The sequence below is a fragment of the Luteibacter sp. SG786 genome, from assembly GCF_011759605.1.
Taxonomy (GTDB): domain Bacteria; phylum Pseudomonadota; class Gammaproteobacteria; order Xanthomonadales; family Rhodanobacteraceae; genus Luteibacter.
The window spans coordinates 1,506,594-1,525,661 of sequence record NZ_JAAOYX010000001.1 but is presented as its reverse complement, the minus strand read 5'-3'; the positions used below and the strand labels follow the sequence as shown (position 1 = coordinate 1,525,661).

Genomic DNA, 19,068 nt, shown 5'->3' with positions numbered 1-19,068 from the left:
TGGGTGCCGCATCAGGCCAAGTAGAATGGGTTGCTATCGATAATAGGGCGTCTCCGATGAACTCCTTTGATATACCCGGCAGGGTCGATTTTTCCATCAAAGAGGCCCAGTGGCTGGCCGACCTCCATGGGATCGAGCACGATCTACGCGACGTAGTACGGTTGTGCGGCAAGTGCCTTGAGTTGATGTCCGCCGTTCCTTCCCCAGAACAAGCGCCTCAAAAATATCTTGACGCCATGTGGATGGCCGGGGAAATGTCGTTCGCCTCGGTGGTTAAATATGGCCGGACGTTTGGCTCAGGCGTACGCCGGCCTATTCCATTGGCCTGGATGAAGCGGCTGCCGCCTGATGATCAGAAGGCCCACCAGTATTTCAAGAGCTTGCGAGACAAGTTCATTGCCCACTCGGCAAACGCTTTCGAAGACAATCAGGTGTTCGCTTATCTCCACCCGCAATTCGCACCAACCGAAGTGAAATCAATCGCTGTCGATACGGGTAGATACGTTTCACTGTCGAGCGGTAGAGTCGAGCGCCTGAGGGATCTAGCCGGAACACTGGAGGTTAGGGTTCGGGAAGAAATAGCCTCAGAAACCCGGCGCGTTTTGCAGATCGCCCGTGCTATGCCTTTGTCGGACCTACTGACTCGCGAGACAGACAACCGCCCAATCCCTGGAGACGCCGATGTTTCGAAAGGGCGCCGCGCTCCATAACTCGCCACCTAAGCGGGTCTCGACAGTCCTGACCACGCGGCGAAGCTAACGTACAAGAGCGCATAATGTATATTATGTAAACTATTTACTTTGCCTTCTCACCATAGAAATCACTAACTGTGCCCTCCCTTTGCGGCGCTGAGATCGTAGGCGGATCTGCCAAGCTGGAATCCCGGAGCAGGTCATCGCGGTGCTTCAGGCCGTTAAGCGCCTCAAGCGCTACTTCGCAGTTCACCGGCGCAGTCGGCGGGCAAGTCTGTGACGCACGCGCGAGATCGCCGCCTGAAACTCGCTCGCCTTGATGCAAAAATCTCATGTAACGCTCGCTCAATTGATGAAGGGTCTCCCGCTTCTTCGGATCCGCCACGCACGCATCAATGCTCGGCTGCACAACAGAGATTTCCAGGAAGGCCTGACAGGCCGGGGTATCTAGCGACGCTAACGTCTGCCTGTCCACCCGGGGCCGCCCGCCCTTCTCCGATTTCGATGGCTCATCCACCGCCACCGCCATAGCGCAGCAGGTTGTCGCAACTAGCGCGCAAGCGATGGCACTTATTACTCTTTGATTCAACATCCGACGAATCTGCACAGAACGCGTCCACCTTCCTTGAGGATCGATTCGCTACCATCGGCTAGTGCCTTGCCGGCCTTCGCAACGGCATTAGACAATTCCTCGCCAGCCTTCTTGCCCAGCTTGGCTGCGCCCTCAAGTGTCGCGATCTGGACGTTGACTATATCTAGGTACAGATTTCCCATCCGGGCCGCGATCGAGTTCGGTCCTGCATCTGGCAAGCCTAGTGCACGGATGAAGCGGCGTATCTCGTTGTTTTCACCGAAGCAGTTGTCCTTGCCAATGCGGGTCTTTCTGCACTTTGCATACTCGTTTAACGTCAGGAGACCTCCTGTGCAGACGAGGTACCCCGGACCGGTCGTGGCAGTTGCCGCACACTGAAGCGCGATCGCCTGCTCGGGTCTGAGATGCGACCCCGCGGCGCAAGTAACCGTGCCTACGACCGTGCCGCCGCTAGACAGACCGCACGCGACAACTCGTCCAAATTCACCATCTAACGCTAGCTTATGCGTCGCGATACATGCAGCTGCGCTTTGCCAGTTGACCCCAGGCTGAAGACACTCAAGAGTCATTTGTGCGCCACTAGGAAGATCGGGCGCGATGGCGCACATTACAGCGGCCTTTGGTGCGTCGTGATTTCCCAGGTAACAGTCGAGGAAGTGCTTCTGGCGCTTCCCCAGGGAAGCACCGGCGATACAGGAAGCCGCGTCGAATTCAGGTTTCTCTAGGCGGATGCAATCGACGGCCGCCCTTAAGTGATCTGGAATGGATTCCTCAACCGCGCAGTAGGCCATATCGCTCGGGACAAGAGTTGCGCCCTCAACACATTCCATTAGGCGCTTCATGGCTTCACCTACGTTGCGCTTTGCACACTCGAGAAGCGCTTTGTCTTTTCCTGGACCGATTGCGTCACGCGCACACGCGAACGTCCCATAGGCTCGACTATCCATCGTATTTCGCATGAGACAATCAACACTGGCTTCCTTGTTTGCCTCATCGCGACATGCCTGCGCCTTTTGCAACCAGTCCTGATACGGCATATCAATGCCTAATCTAGGTATATCGGTGTTCTTCAGAAGGCTATTTAGATCCAATGGCTTGCTTAGCGCCAGGAGTGGAGCGAATGCCGAATCTCGGAGCTTCGGAAGACATCGCTGTCCTGAGAGACACTGATACACCTCGGCGTCGTCCAGTTCGAAACCGGCACATTTACCGATATCATCCGGTCTGAACTTGCCTCGAAGTTGAGCGCAATCCTTAATACGACTGCGTCCTAGTTCATCGGAGATGAAGTTCAGTACGTCGCCACCTGATGGCAACAGCTGCATTGACGCGAATGGCTCTGATAGCTCGTCCAGAAAGCGCAACGCCGTTTCTCTGTGCAAGCCTGCAATTGCTGGAACGACATAGCTGATGCGCTCACTGTTTTGAGACCTAGCATAGACTACTAGTCGCTCAAGATCGGCAATAGCAATGTCTTGAGCAGGCGCCTCGGGCCAATCTTGGTACATAACCCACCCGGTCGTGTTGGTGCTAATAACGTCTCCCGACTCGGTCGCTTCAACCCACTCATTTAGCGATCTTGGTTGCGAAGCGGTTGCCCAACTGTACACGCGCTCAAAGACACCTCCGTAATGTGGCGGCGTGATTCGCGAGCGAATATCCCAGGTACATAGCTTGATGTAATCGGCACACTCATGGATCGAGAACGCGACAAATATCTTCTCATTAATCGTTTCAGCTTCATGCCCGATGCAGGTTTTCATGCCTGCCTTGACTACATCAGTTGCTCCACGCATCAGTCTCGATAGTTTGGATATGCGTTCAGAACTTAGGGCGTTTATACCTTCCACTGTCATCGTTACGCCTGAGGCGGCCATGTCGGTAACCACAGTGTCCAGGCCATCGGCCTCGCGGACGCTGAGTCGAAGTTGGATTCCGGCCGATGCCAGCGCTAGCTCGCTGCAGTGGCTCATATGCGGATGGAACAGCGAATCAGGTGCAATAAGGCCGATTGTGGCCAATTCGATACGGCGGCCCTGCCCCTCCGCACGTATACCCGATTCAATGGATCCCAGCGGGAACTCTGCCCAGACCTTGTTTGCAGCGTTGGCAGCGAAGGGTGCCGCAGTCCCTACCATGATCAGGCAAACCGATAGCACGCGCATATGCCAGTATTGCGACACGTTCAGCACGGACCTGCCCTACAGACATCTGTTGTGCGAGTATCTGCCAACCCCTTAAGACAAGTGCGTCGTCAGAAGCTACTTCTTTTCGAGCCAATACTCGCACGGAGTTTCTGGTGGGTTCGACGAACAGGCGTTGCAGCTATCGATAGAACTACCTGCGGCGTTACATGTACCCATGACGCTCATCGACCCCGTGGTCACAACGACTGTGTCCGGTGAATGCAATACATCAGGAGCGCTACAAATCCACGCCTGCATACACTTGAAACTGATTTGAGCGAAACTTCCTTTTGACCAAGTTCCCACGGATCGCTCGCTGGCGATATCGCCGGCGAGTGCGCATTGAGCGGGCGTTAGCATCGCGACAACCAGTCCACATAGGACCACTCGCATCGTGATCATGGCAAGCCCCATGGGGGTCAGTTCGATGGAGAACAACTTGAGCAATTCGTGTGTTTTAGACGCAGTGACATGACGATTCAACTGGCCGTTTGGGCGTATCAAAAGGTTTACACCGGTCAGTCGCTATACCCTAGATCTCACACGGCGACTCCTCCGATTATCTACGGCGATTACGGGGCCTAGCCCTATCCGGCTGGCCGTACTCCGCGAGCATCTCCGGCGGCATTTCTTTCAGTGGGTGAGTGGCATGATGACCGCTGGCAGCGGCGCGATCACGGAAGCGACGTGCAGTTTCAATCTCGCCGCAGTCGCAATGGACCTCAACAATATCGGTCAAGGTCTCTTTGATGAAGTCCTTGGAGAAAAGCGGAAAGCCGAGCCGTAGGGCAAGCGGGACCGCTAGGGTCGTCTTCCCAGCGCCGGGGCGTGCCGGAAACTATAACGATCTTTCTTTCAAGAGCCGCCACGACAAACACCGTTTAGTGATTCTCGCCCCACATCGTAATCGATCGTCGATCATGCGGCGGACACCTAACGGGCTACTGGCACCTGGTCTATAATATACAGCTATACTGTATATATCGACATTTACGGTAGAGGCTGGATAGCTATGCACGATGCCAAACTGGTGGTTCGGCGTTTCAATGAAGAGGTCATCGCCGCCGGCGACCGAGCGGCCTTTGACGCGCTGATGGCGCCGGACTTCATAAATCGATCCGCGCCGCCCGGCGCTCCGAACGACGGCGAGAGCATGTGGAACACCTTCGATACCGTTCTGCGTCCGGCGCTCGAAGGCCTGACGGTGTCGATCCACGACCAGATTGCCGAGGGCGATAAGGTGACCACGCGCAAGACCATATCGGGCCGGCACACCGGCACGTTGCTCGGCGTGGAAGCCACCGGAAAGCTGGTCGCGATCGAGGTGATCGACATCGTGAGGGTGCGGGACGGGCGCTATGTAGAGCATTGGGGGATCAACACCCTATCCAGCGTGTTGGCCCAGCTTCGGCAGGGATGAAGGCCCTTATGAGCAAGACGGAAGATCAGGAAGCCATAGCCGAGTTGGCCCGTGACTTGCGCCGAAGTGTCAGCACTTTCGTCCGCGCCGTCCGGCACAACACGGGGACGGAACGATCGGCGCAATCGGAGACCCTGGATCTGTTGCAACGCGCGGGTCCAATGAGCGTCGCTTCCCTGGCAGGCCGCCGCGGCGTTACGCATCAGACGATGCGGCTCGTTGTCGCTCAGCTCGAAGCGAATGGTCTGGTCCGACAGGAGACAAACCCTGTCGATCGCCGCAGCCGTATTATCACACTCACCCCGGCTGGAAACGATGCGCTCGAACGAGAGCGCGAGGCGCGGACGGCTAAGATCAAGGAAGCAATCCGCCGCCTGCTGTCTCCGCAAGAACAGGGCGTGCTTCGGGCTGCGCTTCCGCTACTCGATCGCCTATCGCAACTGCCCGATTAGCAGGCAAAACGCGAGATATGGGTCAGGGGACTTAATTAAGGGCCCCCTACTCTGCCGCGGCGTCATCACGGGTGTCGATCACGTGATCGGGGCCTTCGCCCTCATTCGGCCCGAGCCGCTCATTCCACGACGGAGCGCCACCAAGCCGAGCCGGATTGCGGTGATTCCAGGTGCACCCGCTCGCCCATTTCCGGCGTGATCAGCGACACGCCACGGGCAGCCGCCAGCGCCGCGATTCGCTCGAACGGTTCGTGCCATACGTGCATGGCCAGGTCGAACGTGCCGTTATGGATCGGCAACAACCATCGCCCGCGCAGGTCGACGTGGGCCTGCAAGGTCTCTTCCGGATGCATGTGTACGAAGACCCAGCGCCGGCCCTAGACACCAGAACAGGCAGAAGTCCCCGTCCTGGATGACCCAGGAGGCCCGAGGCTGTTGTCGCCATCGCCCAGTCCGCGCCCCGAGAAATGCTGGACCGGCGTGGCGGTGCATTATTGAAGTCCTTCGAGATCGGCCGATTGCCAAGCGCGCGTACAGGTGGTTCCTGTCCGCTCTTCCCATATAACACCGACTAATCAGCGTGCCCTCCCCTGCGATGATCAGTGCCTGTACGCCCTCCGCCGCGGCACAAATAGAGTGACTTTTGTCCCGGTAGCCGTATTGCCTTCGATTTCGCACATTCCGCCAACACGATCCATGCGTTCGTACATGCCGCGAATTCCCCAGTGACCCGAGATGCCTTTATCTTCGACGACTTGGAGCTCTATTCCCTTGCCATCGTCGGTGATTTCAACACGGACGCCCCTCTTTTCGTAGCGAAGATCGACACGAACGGTATTTGCCGAGGCATGATTGAACGCGTTGATAACGGCTTCTCTACCGCTTGCGTAGAGCTCATCGATGACCAATGGATCGACCGCCCTATTTGTGCCGCTCGATGACACAATGAAGTTGGGCACGGGATCGCCCGCGAACTCCTGCGCGATGGCCCTGAACGCGACAGCCAAGTCCAGGTCTTTCATCGGGCCGGCCCTTAGCGCATAAACGCGGCCACGCCCTTCAGCCAAAGCCGCGCGTGCGAGCTCCAGCGCGCTTAAGATTCTTTTCTTTGAATTTCCGTCAGGAAGTTCACGACTGACGGCGTGCATCTTGAGAACAAGGCCGTGAGTCGTCTGTAGATAGGTGTCATGCAACTCGCGTGCGATGCGGTCGCGTTCCGCATGACGTTCTTCCAGTCGTCGCATCAAGCCTTTGGTTACTTGGCGTAGACGATAGAGATAGCCCACCCACAGCAGCGCAATGACAACAACGGCGCACAAAACGAAGAACCATGTGGTTTGATGGAACTTAGGCTCGATGGCGAAACGGACAGTGTCAGCGGTCTCATTCCATGTATTGTTCTCGTTTAGTGCCTCGACTCGGAAGTGGTACGAACCTGGACCGAGATTGGTGTAGAACGCCTGTCTGCGACCGCCGGCGTCCTGCCAGTCCTTGTCGACGCCAATTAGCTGATAACGGAAGCGGGATCGCGTCGCGTCACCCAAGCCAAGGGCCGTATAGTCAATCTGGATGTCGCGCGTCCCGGGCGCCAGAGCAAGTGCCGAATCCGGGCGATAAGACTTACTGCCGACCATGATGGATCGAATGACGACCTTGGGCTCGCGCGCGGCTGGGAGTTTCTCCGGGTCGATCCATGCTAGACCATTATCACCGGCCAGCCACAAACGTCCATCGGCTCCCTGGACAAGGGAAGGATTGGGATAGGCGTTCTGAGCCGCACCGGGCACACCGTCGCGATCGTCGAAGACGCGTATCGCGATCCTGTATTGCGGATTTTTTAAAGCATGCTCTATCTCCCCAGCACCGATGCGAACTACACCCTTTTGGCCATAAAGCCAGACTGATCCGTCCCCGAGTCGCGTCATACCGTTGATATTGGTAAGAACGGATGAGTCTAGTGCAAAGATGCGACGAAATTGGCGGCCATCAAACGCGGCCAATCCGTCGGCTCCTCCCAACAACGTCATGCCGTCCGGGATGATGTCACCCACATTAGTTATATCCATCCCTTCATCCCTGGAATAGCGTGTCAGATGCTGCCCATCGAGGACGAATACTTCATGCGGATAGCTAAGCCACAATCTTCCACGTGCATCGGTTACGGCGCGCCGATTGCCCTTGTCGGGGAGCTGGTCAAACCCGCCTTTGACAAGCCAACCGTCTTTATCAAGCCTCGCAATGGGGCGACGGAGGATGGAAACCCACAGCTTTCCTTGCCCGTCCCGTGCCATGGCGATCACGTCGTCCCCTTGGCCAGAGCCAGGAGGTTGCGGGCTCACGGGCTCAAATTTCCCATGGTTGAAACGACGCAGAAGACCGCCGCCCGAACCCAGCAAGACGCTATCGTCGATATCGCGATAGGCTGCGGTGGTATCGAGGTCGTAGCCTCTCGCCGGCTTGATCGTCGAGGCCACGTGCCACCATCGGTACGGATGCACGGATTGGGCCGTCCCAAACCAGATCGATGCATCATGGTCCGGTAGCATTGAGTATGCATAGTCGCCGCGCGGCAACTTCAGGCGAGCTGCAACATTCGGTCGAAACAATTCCAGCCCTGTACGCGTTACTACCCAGACGTTACCCTGGCGATCTTCAAAACCTCCTCCTGCGCTAGAGGATGACATCTTCGTCCAGACAGAAGGCGCGGGGCTTATATTTTTTTCGAGAGACGCACCGAGCGCGAAAAGATCCTGGGGATTCGGTGACGAAGCTCGCCGTACCCCGCTAGCAGAACTCATTAACCAGAACCCGTCGCGCGTATCACGCAACACCCTAAGCCGCGAGCCGCAAAAACTAGGTACTTCCTTCTTCCCGGCCATCGCGATGACGATGCTAAGGTAGACATTTCCGTAAATGCGAAGAGCATGGTTGTCTGCCTCGTTTGCGCGAGGGGTAATCCAGGTGGCACTGAACTTAGCGCTTTCGAATTTCGCACGCCCCTCCGCGAGCGTAAATACTCCTTTATTGCTCAAGACCCAGAGGGTTCCATCGGTATCCAGGAGGATCGAATAGAAGTGATCCGCGTCAAGGCCGGCGCCCTTTCCGATCTGATGCCACTCGTCACCGGTGGTTTCATAAACGGCGTTGTATGAAAACGACCATATACGACCGAGGCCGTCTTCCTGGAAACGCTTCAGTTCCGATGCGTCCTTTTTTGGCACCGTCCGCGCTTGATGAACATCCCCTGCGGGCAAGACGATGGTGCGGCCAGACCCGAACGATAGCCACAAGTCGCCAGAATTTGTGGCAAAAATTGTACCGATGTCAGAAGTATCCGGCGTCGGAATCTCAACCAACTCCGGCAAAATGCCGTCGAATCGGTAAAGATGGCTTCTCTCTGCGAGCCATATCCAACCATCCGGGGTCTGAGCCATGCCGGATATATGGCCAAATGCCCCGTCCTGTTGTGAGAACACTGTCCGCGTGAAGCCATCGAGCTGCTGATCGTCGTTCTGTGCGAGGACGATTGCGGGCATCAGCACGAGGACGCAAACAGCTAGAACTGCGATGCGGATTGCAAGCGTCATGTAGTTTCGTCCCCGCTGAGACGTTAAGTCCACAACCCTTTGATATTCCGGCCTTGCAAGCACATGGATGCGTGAGCCGAAGGTCGTATTTACCTTACGCCAGACGCCTCTGCCCGTGCGCGTGACGATGGCAAGGGCTCGCCGCGCGTAGCGTCGCTGGTCTTGCAATCCAGTAACAGCGGAAGCCACCAGAAAACCTATGGATCGATAAAACCGCGGCGCTCGGCAATGGTTACAGCATGGGTACGATCGGATGCACCAAGTTTGGACAGTATGCTCTTCATGTGAGACTTCACCGTGTCCTCGGCAATGAAGAGGGATTCGGCGATGAGGCGATTGGACATTCCTTCCTTGACGAGGCGAAGCACCGTCAATTCCCGCACGGTGAGGACAGCTGATCCGTGATAGGTCGCAAGCTCGGAGCTGATTTCCCGTGCGATGACTTGTCGCCCTGAACCAGCTTCTCGAATGGCGCGTATGATTTCTTCGCTACTGGCTGATTTGAGTAGATAAGAAGTCGCGCCCAACGTCAAAGCTTGCGTGACTCGCGCGTCGCCTGGATAGATCGTGAAAACCACAACTGACGCGTTCGGCTCGGACTTGCGAATCACCGTGAGCGCCTGCAGCCCATCGACGTTGGGCATTTGGAGGTCGAGCAGTGTGACGTCGGGGCGTAGGGCCGCGTGCATCTCGATGGCTTGTGCGCCATCAGCGGCTTCGCCGATCACGCGCATGTCGTCTTCGAGTTCAATGGTGGAACGCAGCCCGTCCCGCATCATCGGGTGATCATCCACGATTAGGACCCGAATCGGGCTATCGCTGTCCAATACTCGTCCATTAAGAAAATGGTTGCGGGGAACCTGTCGACCTAGTGCTGTACCGGCTATTTGGAAGGCAAGGCGCCTGGTCGGCAATCACCCTTCCGGGTGAAATTAAGAGCTACTTCATAACGAAAAGTGCTGTTGTTCTAGCTAACCACCCTTTCCAGGGAGGTTTGCTGCGGATGCTGTGAAACCGTAACGACGACACTTTCGGGTGATTCCAGTGAGGTTTGCATTGGGGTGATATTCCCATCTGCCGCCGGCGGCACTCTCAATGTTTCGCGGAGCCCCAACACTTCGATCAATTTCTTGCTAGGAGGTACCAACGATGCCTACGATCACGACTCCGGATGGCGTAAAAATCTACTACAAAGACTGGGGAACGGGCCAACCGATCGTCTTCAGCCATGGCTGGCCCCTGTCGGCCGACGACTGGGACGCTCAGATGATGTTTTTCCTTCAGCACGGTTACCGGGTGATTGCCCATGACCGCCGCGGCCATGGTCGGTCCGACCAAGTCAGCTTCGGCAACGACATGGACCACTGGGTAGCCGACCTCGCTGCATTAACCGAGCACCTCGGTATCCGCAACGCGATCCACATCGGGCATTCCACCGGTGGTGGCGAGGTGGCCCGCTACGTCGCTCGTCACCAAGATCGGGTCGCCAAGGCAGTGCTTGTGGCCTCGTTGACGCCAAACATGGTGAAAAGCGGTACGAATCCAGCCGGTCAGCCCGCGGAGTGGTTCGAAGCGGTTAAGTCAGGGGTGCTGGGAAATCGGTCTGAATTCTACCGGGCAGTACCAGAGGGCCCCTTCTACGGATTCAACCGCCCGGATGCCACTCCATCTGAAGCGGTGATCGCGAATTGGTGGCGTCAGGCCATGGCCGGCAGCGCCCAGGCCCACTACGAGACCGTCTCCTCTTGGCTGGAGGATTACACCGAAGATCTGAAGAGGATCAGTGTGCCTGTCTTGGTCATGCATGGCGAAGGCGACCAGATCGTCCCGTTCGCCAGTTCGGTGCCACGCGCGGTCGACCTGCTCGTGAACGGTAAGCTGAAGGCATACCCCGGCTTTCCTCATGGCATGCTGACGACCCACGCGGACGTCCTCAATCCCGATCTCCTCGAGTTCGTCAAATCCTGACAGTGAGCTAGCCAGACGTGGAATCGAGTGGCGCTCTCCACCGGGGCGCCACTCCCCTACGCGTTCGCTCCGCTAGGATCGGCCCAAGCCGCTCATTCCACGACCGAACGCCACCAAGCCGACCCGCCTTGCGGCGATTCCAGATGCACCCGCTCACCCATTTCCGGCGTGATCAGCGACACACCACGGGCAGCCGCCAGCGCCGCGATTCGCTCGAACGGTTCGTGCCATTCGTGCATGGCCAGGTCGAACGTGCCGTTATGGATCGGTAACAACCAGCGCCCGCGCAGGTCGACGTGAGCCTGCAAGGTCTCTTCCGGATGCATGTGTACGAAGGCCCAGCGCCGGTCGTAGGCACCGGTTTCCATGAGCGTGATATCGAATGGACCGAACGCGTCCCCGATAGCCTTGAAGCCATCGAAGTATCCGGAGTCGCCGCTGAAGAACAGGCGGAAGTCCCTGTCTTGGATGACCCATGAAGCCCAAAGGCTGCTGTCGCCATCGCCCAGTCCGCGCCCTGAGAAATGCTGGGCCGGCGTGGCGGTGCATCGAAGCCCGTCGAGATCGGCCGACTGCCACCAGTCGCGTTGTTCCACCTTGTCCGGATCGATGCCCCACCCCACGAGCTGGTCACCGACGCCCAGCGGGGTAAGGAAGCATTCCGTCTTCGCAGCCAGGCGGGTGACGGCATCGCGGTCGAGGTGGTCGTAATGGTTGTGCGACAGGATGACGCCAGCCAGTGGCGGCAATTCGTCGATGTCGATCGGTGGGGCATGGAATCGTGCCGGGCCAGCCCATTGCACCGGGGAAGCCCGCTCCGAGAACACCGGATCGGTGAGCCAGTATCGTCCGCGCAATTTCAGGAGAACGGTGGAGTGCCCGAGCCGGTAGAGGCTTCGATCGGGTGCCGCATCCAGTTGCGCGCGCGTCAGGGAACGCACGGGTATGGGGCGGTCGGGAACGGTTCCCTTCGGCTTGGAGAAGAAAAAGGACAGCGTCAGCTTCAACCCGGCCCACCAGCCCATAGAAGGACGTGGAATGGGGTTATGGAAGCGGCCGTCGCGGTATTGCGGCGAGCCGGCGTAGCCCGGCACTCGTGTGGTTAGGGTGGTCACGCTTGAAATTCCTGGTGATGGTGACAACGTCGCTTTCAGTCTAGGGCGATCTCGCTAGAAAGTAAACTCATTAGTACAGTAATTACCAGGACTGTGCCGTTGCCCTCTGTGGCTCGCTTCATTTCTGCGATTCAGAGCGTGCCCTCACCCGCATTTCCGGATACAGAATGAAAGCCATCGATTTCACCGCCTTCGGCGACCCTGACGTGCTGAAACTCGTAGAGGTCGATCCGCCGGAGGTACGTCAGAACGATCTTCTCGTCCGCGTGCATGCAGCCGGCGTCAATCGGGCCGACCTGCTCTTGCGTACCGGGCACTACGGGCGGCCGGATTTCGGCGACTCGCGGCTCATCGGTCTGGAGGTCGCAGGAGAGGTCGTCGCCGTCGGCGATGGCGTCAAGGGTTTCGCGGTCGGCGATCGCATCATGGGCATCACCGGCGGTGGCGCATACGCCGAGCTTGCACGCCTCGACTATCGCATGGCCATGCCCATCCCTCATGGCCTGGATTACACCCGCGCGGCCGCCATACCGGAAGTGTTCGTCACAGCCCACGAAGCGCTGTTCAACCTGGGGCGCCTCAAGCCAGACGAAAGTGTGCTGATCCATGCCGCCGCCGGCGGTGTGGGCTCCGCCGCCGTGCAACTGGCCCATGCCCTTGGCGCCCGGGTCTTCGCCACTGCCGACGGCGGCAAACTCGAGCGTGTCAGTGCACTGGGTGCCGATACACCCATAGATTACAAGCACAGGGATTTTGTCGAAGTGGTTCATGGCGAGACGAACGGCACCGGCGTCGACGTCATCGTCGACTTCGTCGGGGCACCCTACTTCGCTCGCAACATCGAGTGTCTGAACTACGGCGGCCGGCTGGTCCAGGTGGGCCTGCTTGGTGGTGGCGAAGGCGCCGCGGTGGATCTCGAGCGCGTGATCTATCGTCACCTGCAAATACTCGGAACGGTGATGAAATCCCGGACCCAGGAAGCGAAGCAGGCGATGGTGAAGCGCTTCCGAGACCAATGGCTCGAGCGATTCGCCGACGGCACGCTGGTGCCGGTCATCGACAGCGTTTTTCCACTGGAAGACGCCGCCGAGGCCCATCGGCGCATGGAGACCAATCAGTCCATCGGGAAGATCGTCCTCACGAGCGGTTGAGATGGAGCGCATGCGGCGAGCCTGCCTGCGCATCTATGGGCTCTCACCCCAGGCCCTGCGCCGTCGTAGCCGCGGCTTGCATGGCTAGCGCAGTACGCCGCGATGGCGGTCTCCACGCGGACTGGCCACCTCCCCCACCCAAAAGTCGAACCCCAAAAGCGCAGAAACGTCATCGACCGGCGCGGAGAGTCGTGCTAGCGTTTCCGCGAACACTCCGTGAAGGCGGGGTATTCAGGGAGCAACGTCAAGCCAACTGCCGTCAGTTCCACCTGGCGGTTCGTCCAGCCAAGATTCCCGGGAGCTCGTGCGATGACCATGACCCGCCGAGAGTTCATCAAGTTCACAGGCTTAGGCCTCGCCGCATCCAGCCTCGGCATGCTCGGCTTCGGCGCGGCCGGCGTGGCCCAGGCGGCAGCGGTCAGGCCGTTCAAGCTCACCCACGCCACCGAGACGCGCAACACCTGCACGTACTGCTCGGTGGCATGCGGCATCCTCATCTACAGCATGGGCGACCGTGCGAAGAATGCGGTGTCGAACATCATCCACATCGAGGGCGACCCCGACCATCCGGTCAATCGCGGCACCCTCTGCCCGAAGGGCTCGGCGCTGCTCGATATCGTGCACGCCCCCACCCGCCTGAAGGCGCCACGCTACCGCGAGCCCGGCTCGGCCGAGTTCAAGGAAGTGTCGTGGGATTTCGCGCTCGACCGCATCGCGCGCCTGATGAAGGACGACCGCGACAAGCACTTCCAGGCGACGAATGCCGCAGGCACCACGGTGAACCGCTGGACCAGCATCGGCATGCTGGCCGCCTCGGCGTCCTCCAGCGAAACGTCCTTCCTCACCTGGAAGGTTGCCCGCTCCCTCGGCATGGTGGTGTTCGACAACCAGGCGCGCGTCTGACACGGACCGACGGTGGCCAGTTTGGCCCCATCATTCGGTCGCGGTGCGATGACCAACACCTGGCAGGACATCCGTAACGCCAATCTGGTGATCGTCATGGGCGGCAATGCCGCCGAGGCGCATCCGTGCGGTTTCAAATGGGTCATCGAAGCCAAGATCGAGAACGGCGCGAAGCTGGTCGTGGTCGACCCGCGCTTCACGCGCACGGCCTCGGTCGCCGATTACTACGCCCCCATCCGGCCGGGCACCGACATCGCGTTCCTCAGCGGGCTGATGCGGTACCTCCTGGAAAAGGACGCCATCCAGCACGAATACGTGCGTTCGTACACGAACGCCAGCCTCATCGTGCGCGAGGGTTTCGCCTTCCAGGACGGCCTGTTCAGCGGCTATGACGAAGGGCGCCACGGCTATGACCGCTCGACCTGGGATTACGAGCTCGATGAAAAGGGCTTCGCGAAGTCCGACGACACCTGGCAGGACCCACGCTGCGTCATCAACCTGCTGAAGCAGCATGTCGCCCGGTACACGCCGGAGATGGTCTCGCGCATCTGCGGCACGCCACAGGACAAGTTCCTGCACATCTGCGAGCTGATCGCGGCCACGGCGGCGCCGGACAAGGCGATGACCAGCCTGTTCGCCTTGGGCTGGACGCAGCACACCGTCGGTGCGCAGAACATCCGCGCCATGGCGATGGTGCAGCTGCTGCTGGGCAACATCGGCGTGGCGGGTGGCGGCATGAATGCGTTGCGTGGCCATTCGAACATCCAGGGCCTTACCGACGTGGGCCTGTTGTCGAACCAGATGCCGGGCTACCTCACGCTGCCGAACGATCGTGAGACGACGTTCGACGACTATATGAAGACCCGCCTCTTCAAGCCGTTGCGCGACGGACAGACCAGCTACTGGCAGAACTACCGCAAGTTCGTGGTCAGCCTGCAGAAGGCGCTCTACGGAGACGCGGCGACAGCCGAGAACAACTGGGCTTACGACTGGCTGCCGAAGCTCGACGTCCCGCTGTACGACATCATCAAGGCGTTCGAGATGATGAACAACGGCGAGCTGACCGGATACATCTGCCAGGGCTTCAACCCCCTGCAGGCGTTCCCGGATCGCGGCAAGATCCGCCGTGGGCTGAGCAAGCTGAAGTTCCTGGTCACGATGGATCCGCTGGACACCGAGACCTCGCGTTTCTGGCAGGACTTCGGTCCGCAGAACCCGGCAAAGCCGTCCGAGATCCAGACCGAGGTCTTCCAGTTGCCCACCACCTGCTTCGCCGAGGAGAGCGGCTCGCTCGTCAACTCCGCGCGCTGGCTGCAGTGGCACTGGAAGGCGGCCGAGGCCCCGGGCATCGCGAAGTCCGACATCTGGATCATGACCGGCATCTTCCAGCGGCTGCGCGAGCTGTACCGCAAGGAGGGCGGCGCGTTCCCGGACCCGATCCTCAACCTCACCTGGAAGTACACCGACCCGCGGGCGCCCGATCCGGAAGAGCTCGCCAAGGAGATGAACGGCCGTGCGCTCACCGACCTGACCGACGCCACCACGGGTGCGGTTACGAAGGGCGGCACGCTGTTGGATTCGTTCGCGCAGCTTCGCGACGACGGCAGCACCTCGGCGGGCTGCTGGATCTTCACCGGATCGTTCACCGAGAAGGGCAACATGATGGCCCGCCGCGATGCCACCGACCCACGTGAGCAGGGCATCGCGCCGAACTGGGCATGGGCGTGGCCGGCGAACCGACGCATCCTCTACAACCGCGCCAGCGCCGACCTCAACGGCAAGGCATGGAACCCGAAGAAGCCGATCATCGAGTGGAACGGCACGCGCTGGGTCGGTCTCGACGTGCCCGACTACGGCCCCACCGTGAAACCCACCGACGGCGTGGGCCCCTTCATCATGAACGCGGAAGGCATGGGACGCCTGTTCGCCCGCGACCTCATGGCCGATGGCCCGTTCCCCGAGCATTACGAGCCCATGGAATCGCCGGTCGACAACGTGCTTCACCCGAAGGTCGCCCATAACCCGGTGGCGCGCGTCTTCGCCGACGATCGGGCCAACTTCGGCAAGCGCGAAGATTTCCCGTTCGTGGCCACCACGTACCGCCTGACCGAGCACTTCCATTTCTGGACCAAGCACGCGCTGATCAACGCGATCCTCCAGCCGGAGGAATTCGTCGAGATCGGCGAGGCGCTCGCGAAGGAAAAGGGCATCGAGCAAGGCGGCTGGGTCAAGGTGTCGTCGAAGCGGGGCGAGGTGGTGTGCAAGGCCTATGTGACCAAGCGCATCAAGCCGCTCACCGTCGACGGCAAGCCCACCCACGTCATCGGCGTGCCGCTGCACTGGGGCTTCACCGGCCAGGCGCGCAAGGGCTACGGCGCCAACACGCTCACGCCGTCGGTCGGCGACGCCAACACACAGACGCCGGAGTTCAAGGCGTTCCTCGTCAACGTCGAGAAGACCACCGCACCGGTCGCTGCCTGAGGCCCACGACATGTCAGACCTGCAATCGCAAGATTATGTCCGGCGCTCGGCGACGACCATCACGCCTCCCGCGGCCCGCAGCCATGAAGACCAGGTTGCCAAGCTGATCGATGTCAGCCGCTGCATCGGCTGCAAGGCGTGCCAGTCTGCGTGCATGGAGTGGAACGACCTGCGCCCGGAAATCGGCCATTTCGAAGGCTCGTACGAGAACCCGGCCGACCTCGGGCCCAGCGTCTGGACCCTGATGAAGTTCGCGGAGTACGAGAACGAACAGGGCAACCTGGAGTGGCTGATACGCAAGGACGGCTGCATGCACTGCGAAGACCCGGGCTGCCTGAAGGCCTGCCCGGCGCCCGGTGCCATCGTCCAGTACGCCAACGGCATCGTCGACTTCATCAGCGACAAGTGCATCGGTTGCGGCTACTGCGTGAAGGGTTGCCCGTTCGACGTCCCGCGCATCAGCAAGGTGGATCACAAGGCGTACAAGTGCACGCTGTGCTCCGATCGCGTGTCGGTCGGCCTCGAGCCGGCCTGCGTGAAAGCGTGCCCCACCGGCGCGATCATGTTCGGTTCCAAGACCGACATGACGGACTGGGCCGGCGAGCGCATCGAGGATCTGAAGTCCCGCGGCTTCGAGAAGGCCGGCCTGTACGACCCGCCGGAAGTCGGCGGCACGCACGTCATGTACGTGCTGCACCACGCCGACAAGCCGTCGCTCTACTCTGGCCTGCCCGACAAGCCGCGCATCAGCCCACTGGTGCAGGTGTGGAAAGGCGCCATCAAGCCGCTTGCCGTCTTCGGCATCGCCGCAGCCGCCGTCTTCGGCTTCTTCCACTGGGTTACCGTCGGCCCGAACGAGGTGCAGGAAGAAGACGAACTCGAGGCCGATCGCCTCCTGCGCGAGATGAAGGAAGAAGAGGAGAAGTCGTCATGACCCGTCCGCAACGTGCCTTCACCCGTTACACCACCGCCAACCGCGTTAACCACTGGATCAACGCGGGGCTGTTCCTGCTGCTGGTGCTGTCCGGCCTGTCGTTCTTCCACCCATACTTCTTCTTCCTGTCGAACCTGTTCGGCAGCGGCCAGTGGGCGCGCGCCGCCCACCCGTGGTTCGGCGTGGGGCTGCTGGTGAGCTGGATCGGCATGTTCGTGCAGTTCTGGCGAAACAACTTCTTCAACCGCGACGACGCCGCCTGGTCGAAGGCCATCGTCAGCGTGGTGAAGAACGACGACGAGCACGTGCCGCCGGTCGGCCGCAACAACAGCGGCCAGAAGGCGGTGTTCTGGGCGATGACGCTGCTCATCCCTACCCTGTTCGTCTCGGGCCTGCTGATCTGGCAGGTGTACTTCGGCGAAGCGACGTCGATCCCCGTGCAGCGCGTGGCGGTGCTGGTGCACAGCCTTGCCGCGATCACCGCGATCCTCGTCTGGATCGTGCACGTCTATGCGGCCATCTGGATCCGCGGGTCGGTGCGCAGCATGACGCAGGGTTACGTCACGCCCGGCTGGGCGTGGCACCATCATCGCAAGTGGTTTTACCAGCTGGCGTCGGGCCAGCGGGTGAAAACCGAACCCAGGAAGAATCCGTGAAGCAAGCCGAAGCCCCGCCGAACGCGACATGGTCAGGCCCCTCGCATGCCGGCGTGAAGGCGCCGGACCCGATCGTCCTGCCGGATCCACTCGCGCGGTTCGCGTCCAGCGGGGACCGTCTGCAGACACTGGCTGATGGCCATCCGATGGAGGCGTGGCTGCGTTTCATGGCCGCGCTTTCGCACGCACAGCACGCGGTCGCGGCCATGCAGGAGCCCCACGCGTCCGTGGCACCGGCGGCGCTCGCCCAGGCCGTCGAGGCCCGCCTGCCGCCGCTCGCCGCCGACGGCCACCGGCGCGACCAGGCCTGGCGCGAGGGTCTGGCCGCCCTGCTCGACCATGTGGACGCACCGGGCCTTCCAGATCCGGCGCGTGAAGCCATCGCAGCGCTGCGCGCGGACGACGCCGACGCTCTTGAAAAGCGTGCCGACCGCTTCCTGCGCGGCCGCGTGCCGGCGGACGAAGCCGCGGCGGCCGTCTTCGTCGCCGCGGCCCTGCAGGTGTACTTCACGGGTTCGGCCGCGCGGCTTCCCGTGGCCGAACTGCGGCTGCTGGAGGAACGCGCGCTGTGCCCGTGTTGCGGCTCGCCGTCGGTCGCGGGGCTGATCACCGCCAGCGGCACGACGCCCGGTACCCGCTACCTGTACTGCTCGCTCTGCTCCACCTCGTGGAACCACGTACGCGCCGTGTGCCTGCATTGCGGTGGCACCCGCAAGCTGTCCGTGCAGGGCATCGAAGGCGCACCGGAGACCGTCAAGGTGGAAACCTGCGGCGACTGCCATACGTACAGCAAGCTGCTTTATCAGTTGCGCGACATGAAGGTCGACCCGTACGCGGACGACCTGGCCTCGCTCGGACTCGACCTGCTGGTCGCCGAAGCGGGATACTCGAGGCACGCACCGAATCCGCTGCTGCTCTCGCCAACCTGAGC

General features: G+C 60.4%; 14 protein-coding genes and 1 pseudogene. 10 read left to right on the top strand and 5 right to left on the bottom strand.

What is annotated here, in order from left to right:
- The first annotated feature begins 56 nt into the window (after positions 1 to 56).
- Entirely contained in the window at positions 57 to 710 is a 654-nt protein-coding gene (locus tag FHS47_RS06960) for a hypothetical protein (RefSeq protein WP_167024857.1), read from the top strand.
- 567 nt (positions 711 to 1,277) lie between these two features.
- Here FHS47_RS06960 and FHS47_RS06955 read toward each other — a convergent pair.
- A complete protein-coding gene (locus FHS47_RS06955; protein WP_167024854.1) occupies positions 1,278 to 3,476 on the bottom strand; it encodes a hypothetical protein in 2,199 nt (732 codons plus the stop codon).
- Positions 3,477 to 4,119: 643 nt separating this feature from the next.
- Between FHS47_RS06955 and FHS47_RS19560 the strand changes: the two genes are divergently transcribed.
- From FHS47_RS19560 to FHS47_RS06940, 3 genes are all read left to right on the top strand, one after another.
- Positions 4,120 to 4,257: a hypothetical protein gene (locus tag FHS47_RS19560; protein ID WP_208381829.1), complete on the top strand. Its 138-nt coding sequence runs from the start codon at positions 4,120 to 4,122 to the stop codon at positions 4,255 to 4,257.
- Positions 4,258 to 4,482: 225 nt separating this feature from the next.
- Positions 4,483 to 4,890 carry an ester cyclase gene (locus tag FHS47_RS06945; RefSeq protein WP_167024851.1) on the top strand — a complete coding sequence of 136 codons (408 nt, stop codon included), beginning with the start codon at positions 4,483 to 4,485 and terminating at the stop codon, positions 4,888 to 4,890.
- 8 nt (positions 4,891 to 4,898) lie between these two features.
- Positions 4,899 to 5,342: a MarR family transcriptional regulator gene (locus FHS47_RS06940; RefSeq protein WP_167024848.1), complete on the top strand. Its 444-nt coding sequence runs from the start codon at positions 4,899 to 4,901 to the stop codon at positions 5,340 to 5,342.
- Between the two features lie 119 nt (positions 5,343 to 5,461).
- Here FHS47_RS06940 and FHS47_RS20005 read toward each other — a convergent pair.
- The 3 genes and pseudogenes from FHS47_RS20005 to FHS47_RS06925 form a co-directional block, all read right to left on the bottom strand.
- Positions 5,462 to 5,866 (bottom strand): annotated as a pseudogene (locus FHS47_RS20005) (hydrolase); the annotation flags it as partial.
- 75 nt (positions 5,867 to 5,941) lie between these two features.
- Positions 5,942 to 8,929 carry a sensor histidine kinase gene (locus tag FHS47_RS06930; RefSeq protein WP_167024842.1) on the bottom strand — a complete coding sequence of 996 codons (2,988 nt, stop codon included), beginning with the start codon at positions 8,927 to 8,929 and terminating at the stop codon, positions 5,942 to 5,944.
- Between the two features lie 197 nt (positions 8,930 to 9,126).
- Complete coding sequence (locus FHS47_RS06925) at positions 9,127 to 9,723, bottom strand: response regulator transcription factor (protein WP_208381828.1); 597 nt, start codon at positions 9,721 to 9,723, stop codon at positions 9,127 to 9,129.
- Between the two features lie 355 nt (positions 9,724 to 10,078).
- Here FHS47_RS06925 and FHS47_RS06920 point away from each other — a divergent pair, with 355 nt between their 5' ends.
- A complete protein-coding gene (locus FHS47_RS06920; protein ID WP_167024836.1) occupies positions 10,079 to 10,897 on the top strand; it encodes an alpha/beta hydrolase in 819 nt (272 codons plus the stop codon).
- 92 nt (positions 10,898 to 10,989) lie between these two features.
- Here FHS47_RS06920 and FHS47_RS06915 read toward each other — a convergent pair whose 3' ends face one another.
- Entirely contained in the window at positions 10,990 to 12,012 is a 1,023-nt protein-coding gene (locus tag FHS47_RS06915; protein WP_343203514.1) for an MBL fold metallo-hydrolase, read from the bottom strand.
- A gap of 167 nt (positions 12,013 to 12,179) precedes the next feature.
- Between FHS47_RS06915 and FHS47_RS06910 the strand changes: the two genes are divergently transcribed.
- The 5 genes from FHS47_RS06910 (at position 12,180) to fdhE (ending at position 19,066) form a co-directional block, all read left to right on the top strand.
- Positions 12,180 to 13,163, top strand: coding sequence for an NAD(P)H-quinone oxidoreductase (locus FHS47_RS06910; RefSeq protein WP_167024833.1), 984 nt, complete (start codon positions 12,180 to 12,182; stop codon positions 13,161 to 13,163).
- Positions 13,164 to 13,472: 309 nt separating this feature from the next.
- Positions 13,473 to 16,547 (top strand): formate dehydrogenase-N subunit alpha, encoded by a 3,075-nt coding sequence (gene fdnG / locus FHS47_RS06905; protein WP_167024830.1) that lies wholly within the window; start codon positions 13,473 to 13,475, stop codon positions 16,545 to 16,547.
- Between the two features lie 10 nt (positions 16,548 to 16,557).
- Positions 16,558 to 17,481, top strand: a complete 924-nt coding sequence (gene fdxH, locus FHS47_RS06900; RefSeq protein ID WP_167024827.1) for a formate dehydrogenase subunit beta — start codon at positions 16,558 to 16,560, stop codon at positions 17,479 to 17,481.
- Positions 17,478 to 18,137: a formate dehydrogenase subunit gamma gene (locus FHS47_RS06895; protein WP_167024824.1), complete on the top strand. Its 660-nt coding sequence runs from the start codon at positions 17,478 to 17,480 to the stop codon at positions 18,135 to 18,137. Before fdxH ends, FHS47_RS06895 begins: the two co-directional genes overlap by 4 nt.
- Positions 18,134 to 19,066: a formate dehydrogenase accessory protein FdhE gene (gene fdhE / locus FHS47_RS06890; RefSeq protein ID WP_167024821.1), complete on the top strand. Its 933-nt coding sequence runs from the start codon at positions 18,134 to 18,136 to the stop codon at positions 19,064 to 19,066. Before FHS47_RS06895 ends, fdhE begins: the two co-directional genes overlap by 4 nt.
- Positions 19,067 to 19,068: the final 2 nt, after the last annotated feature.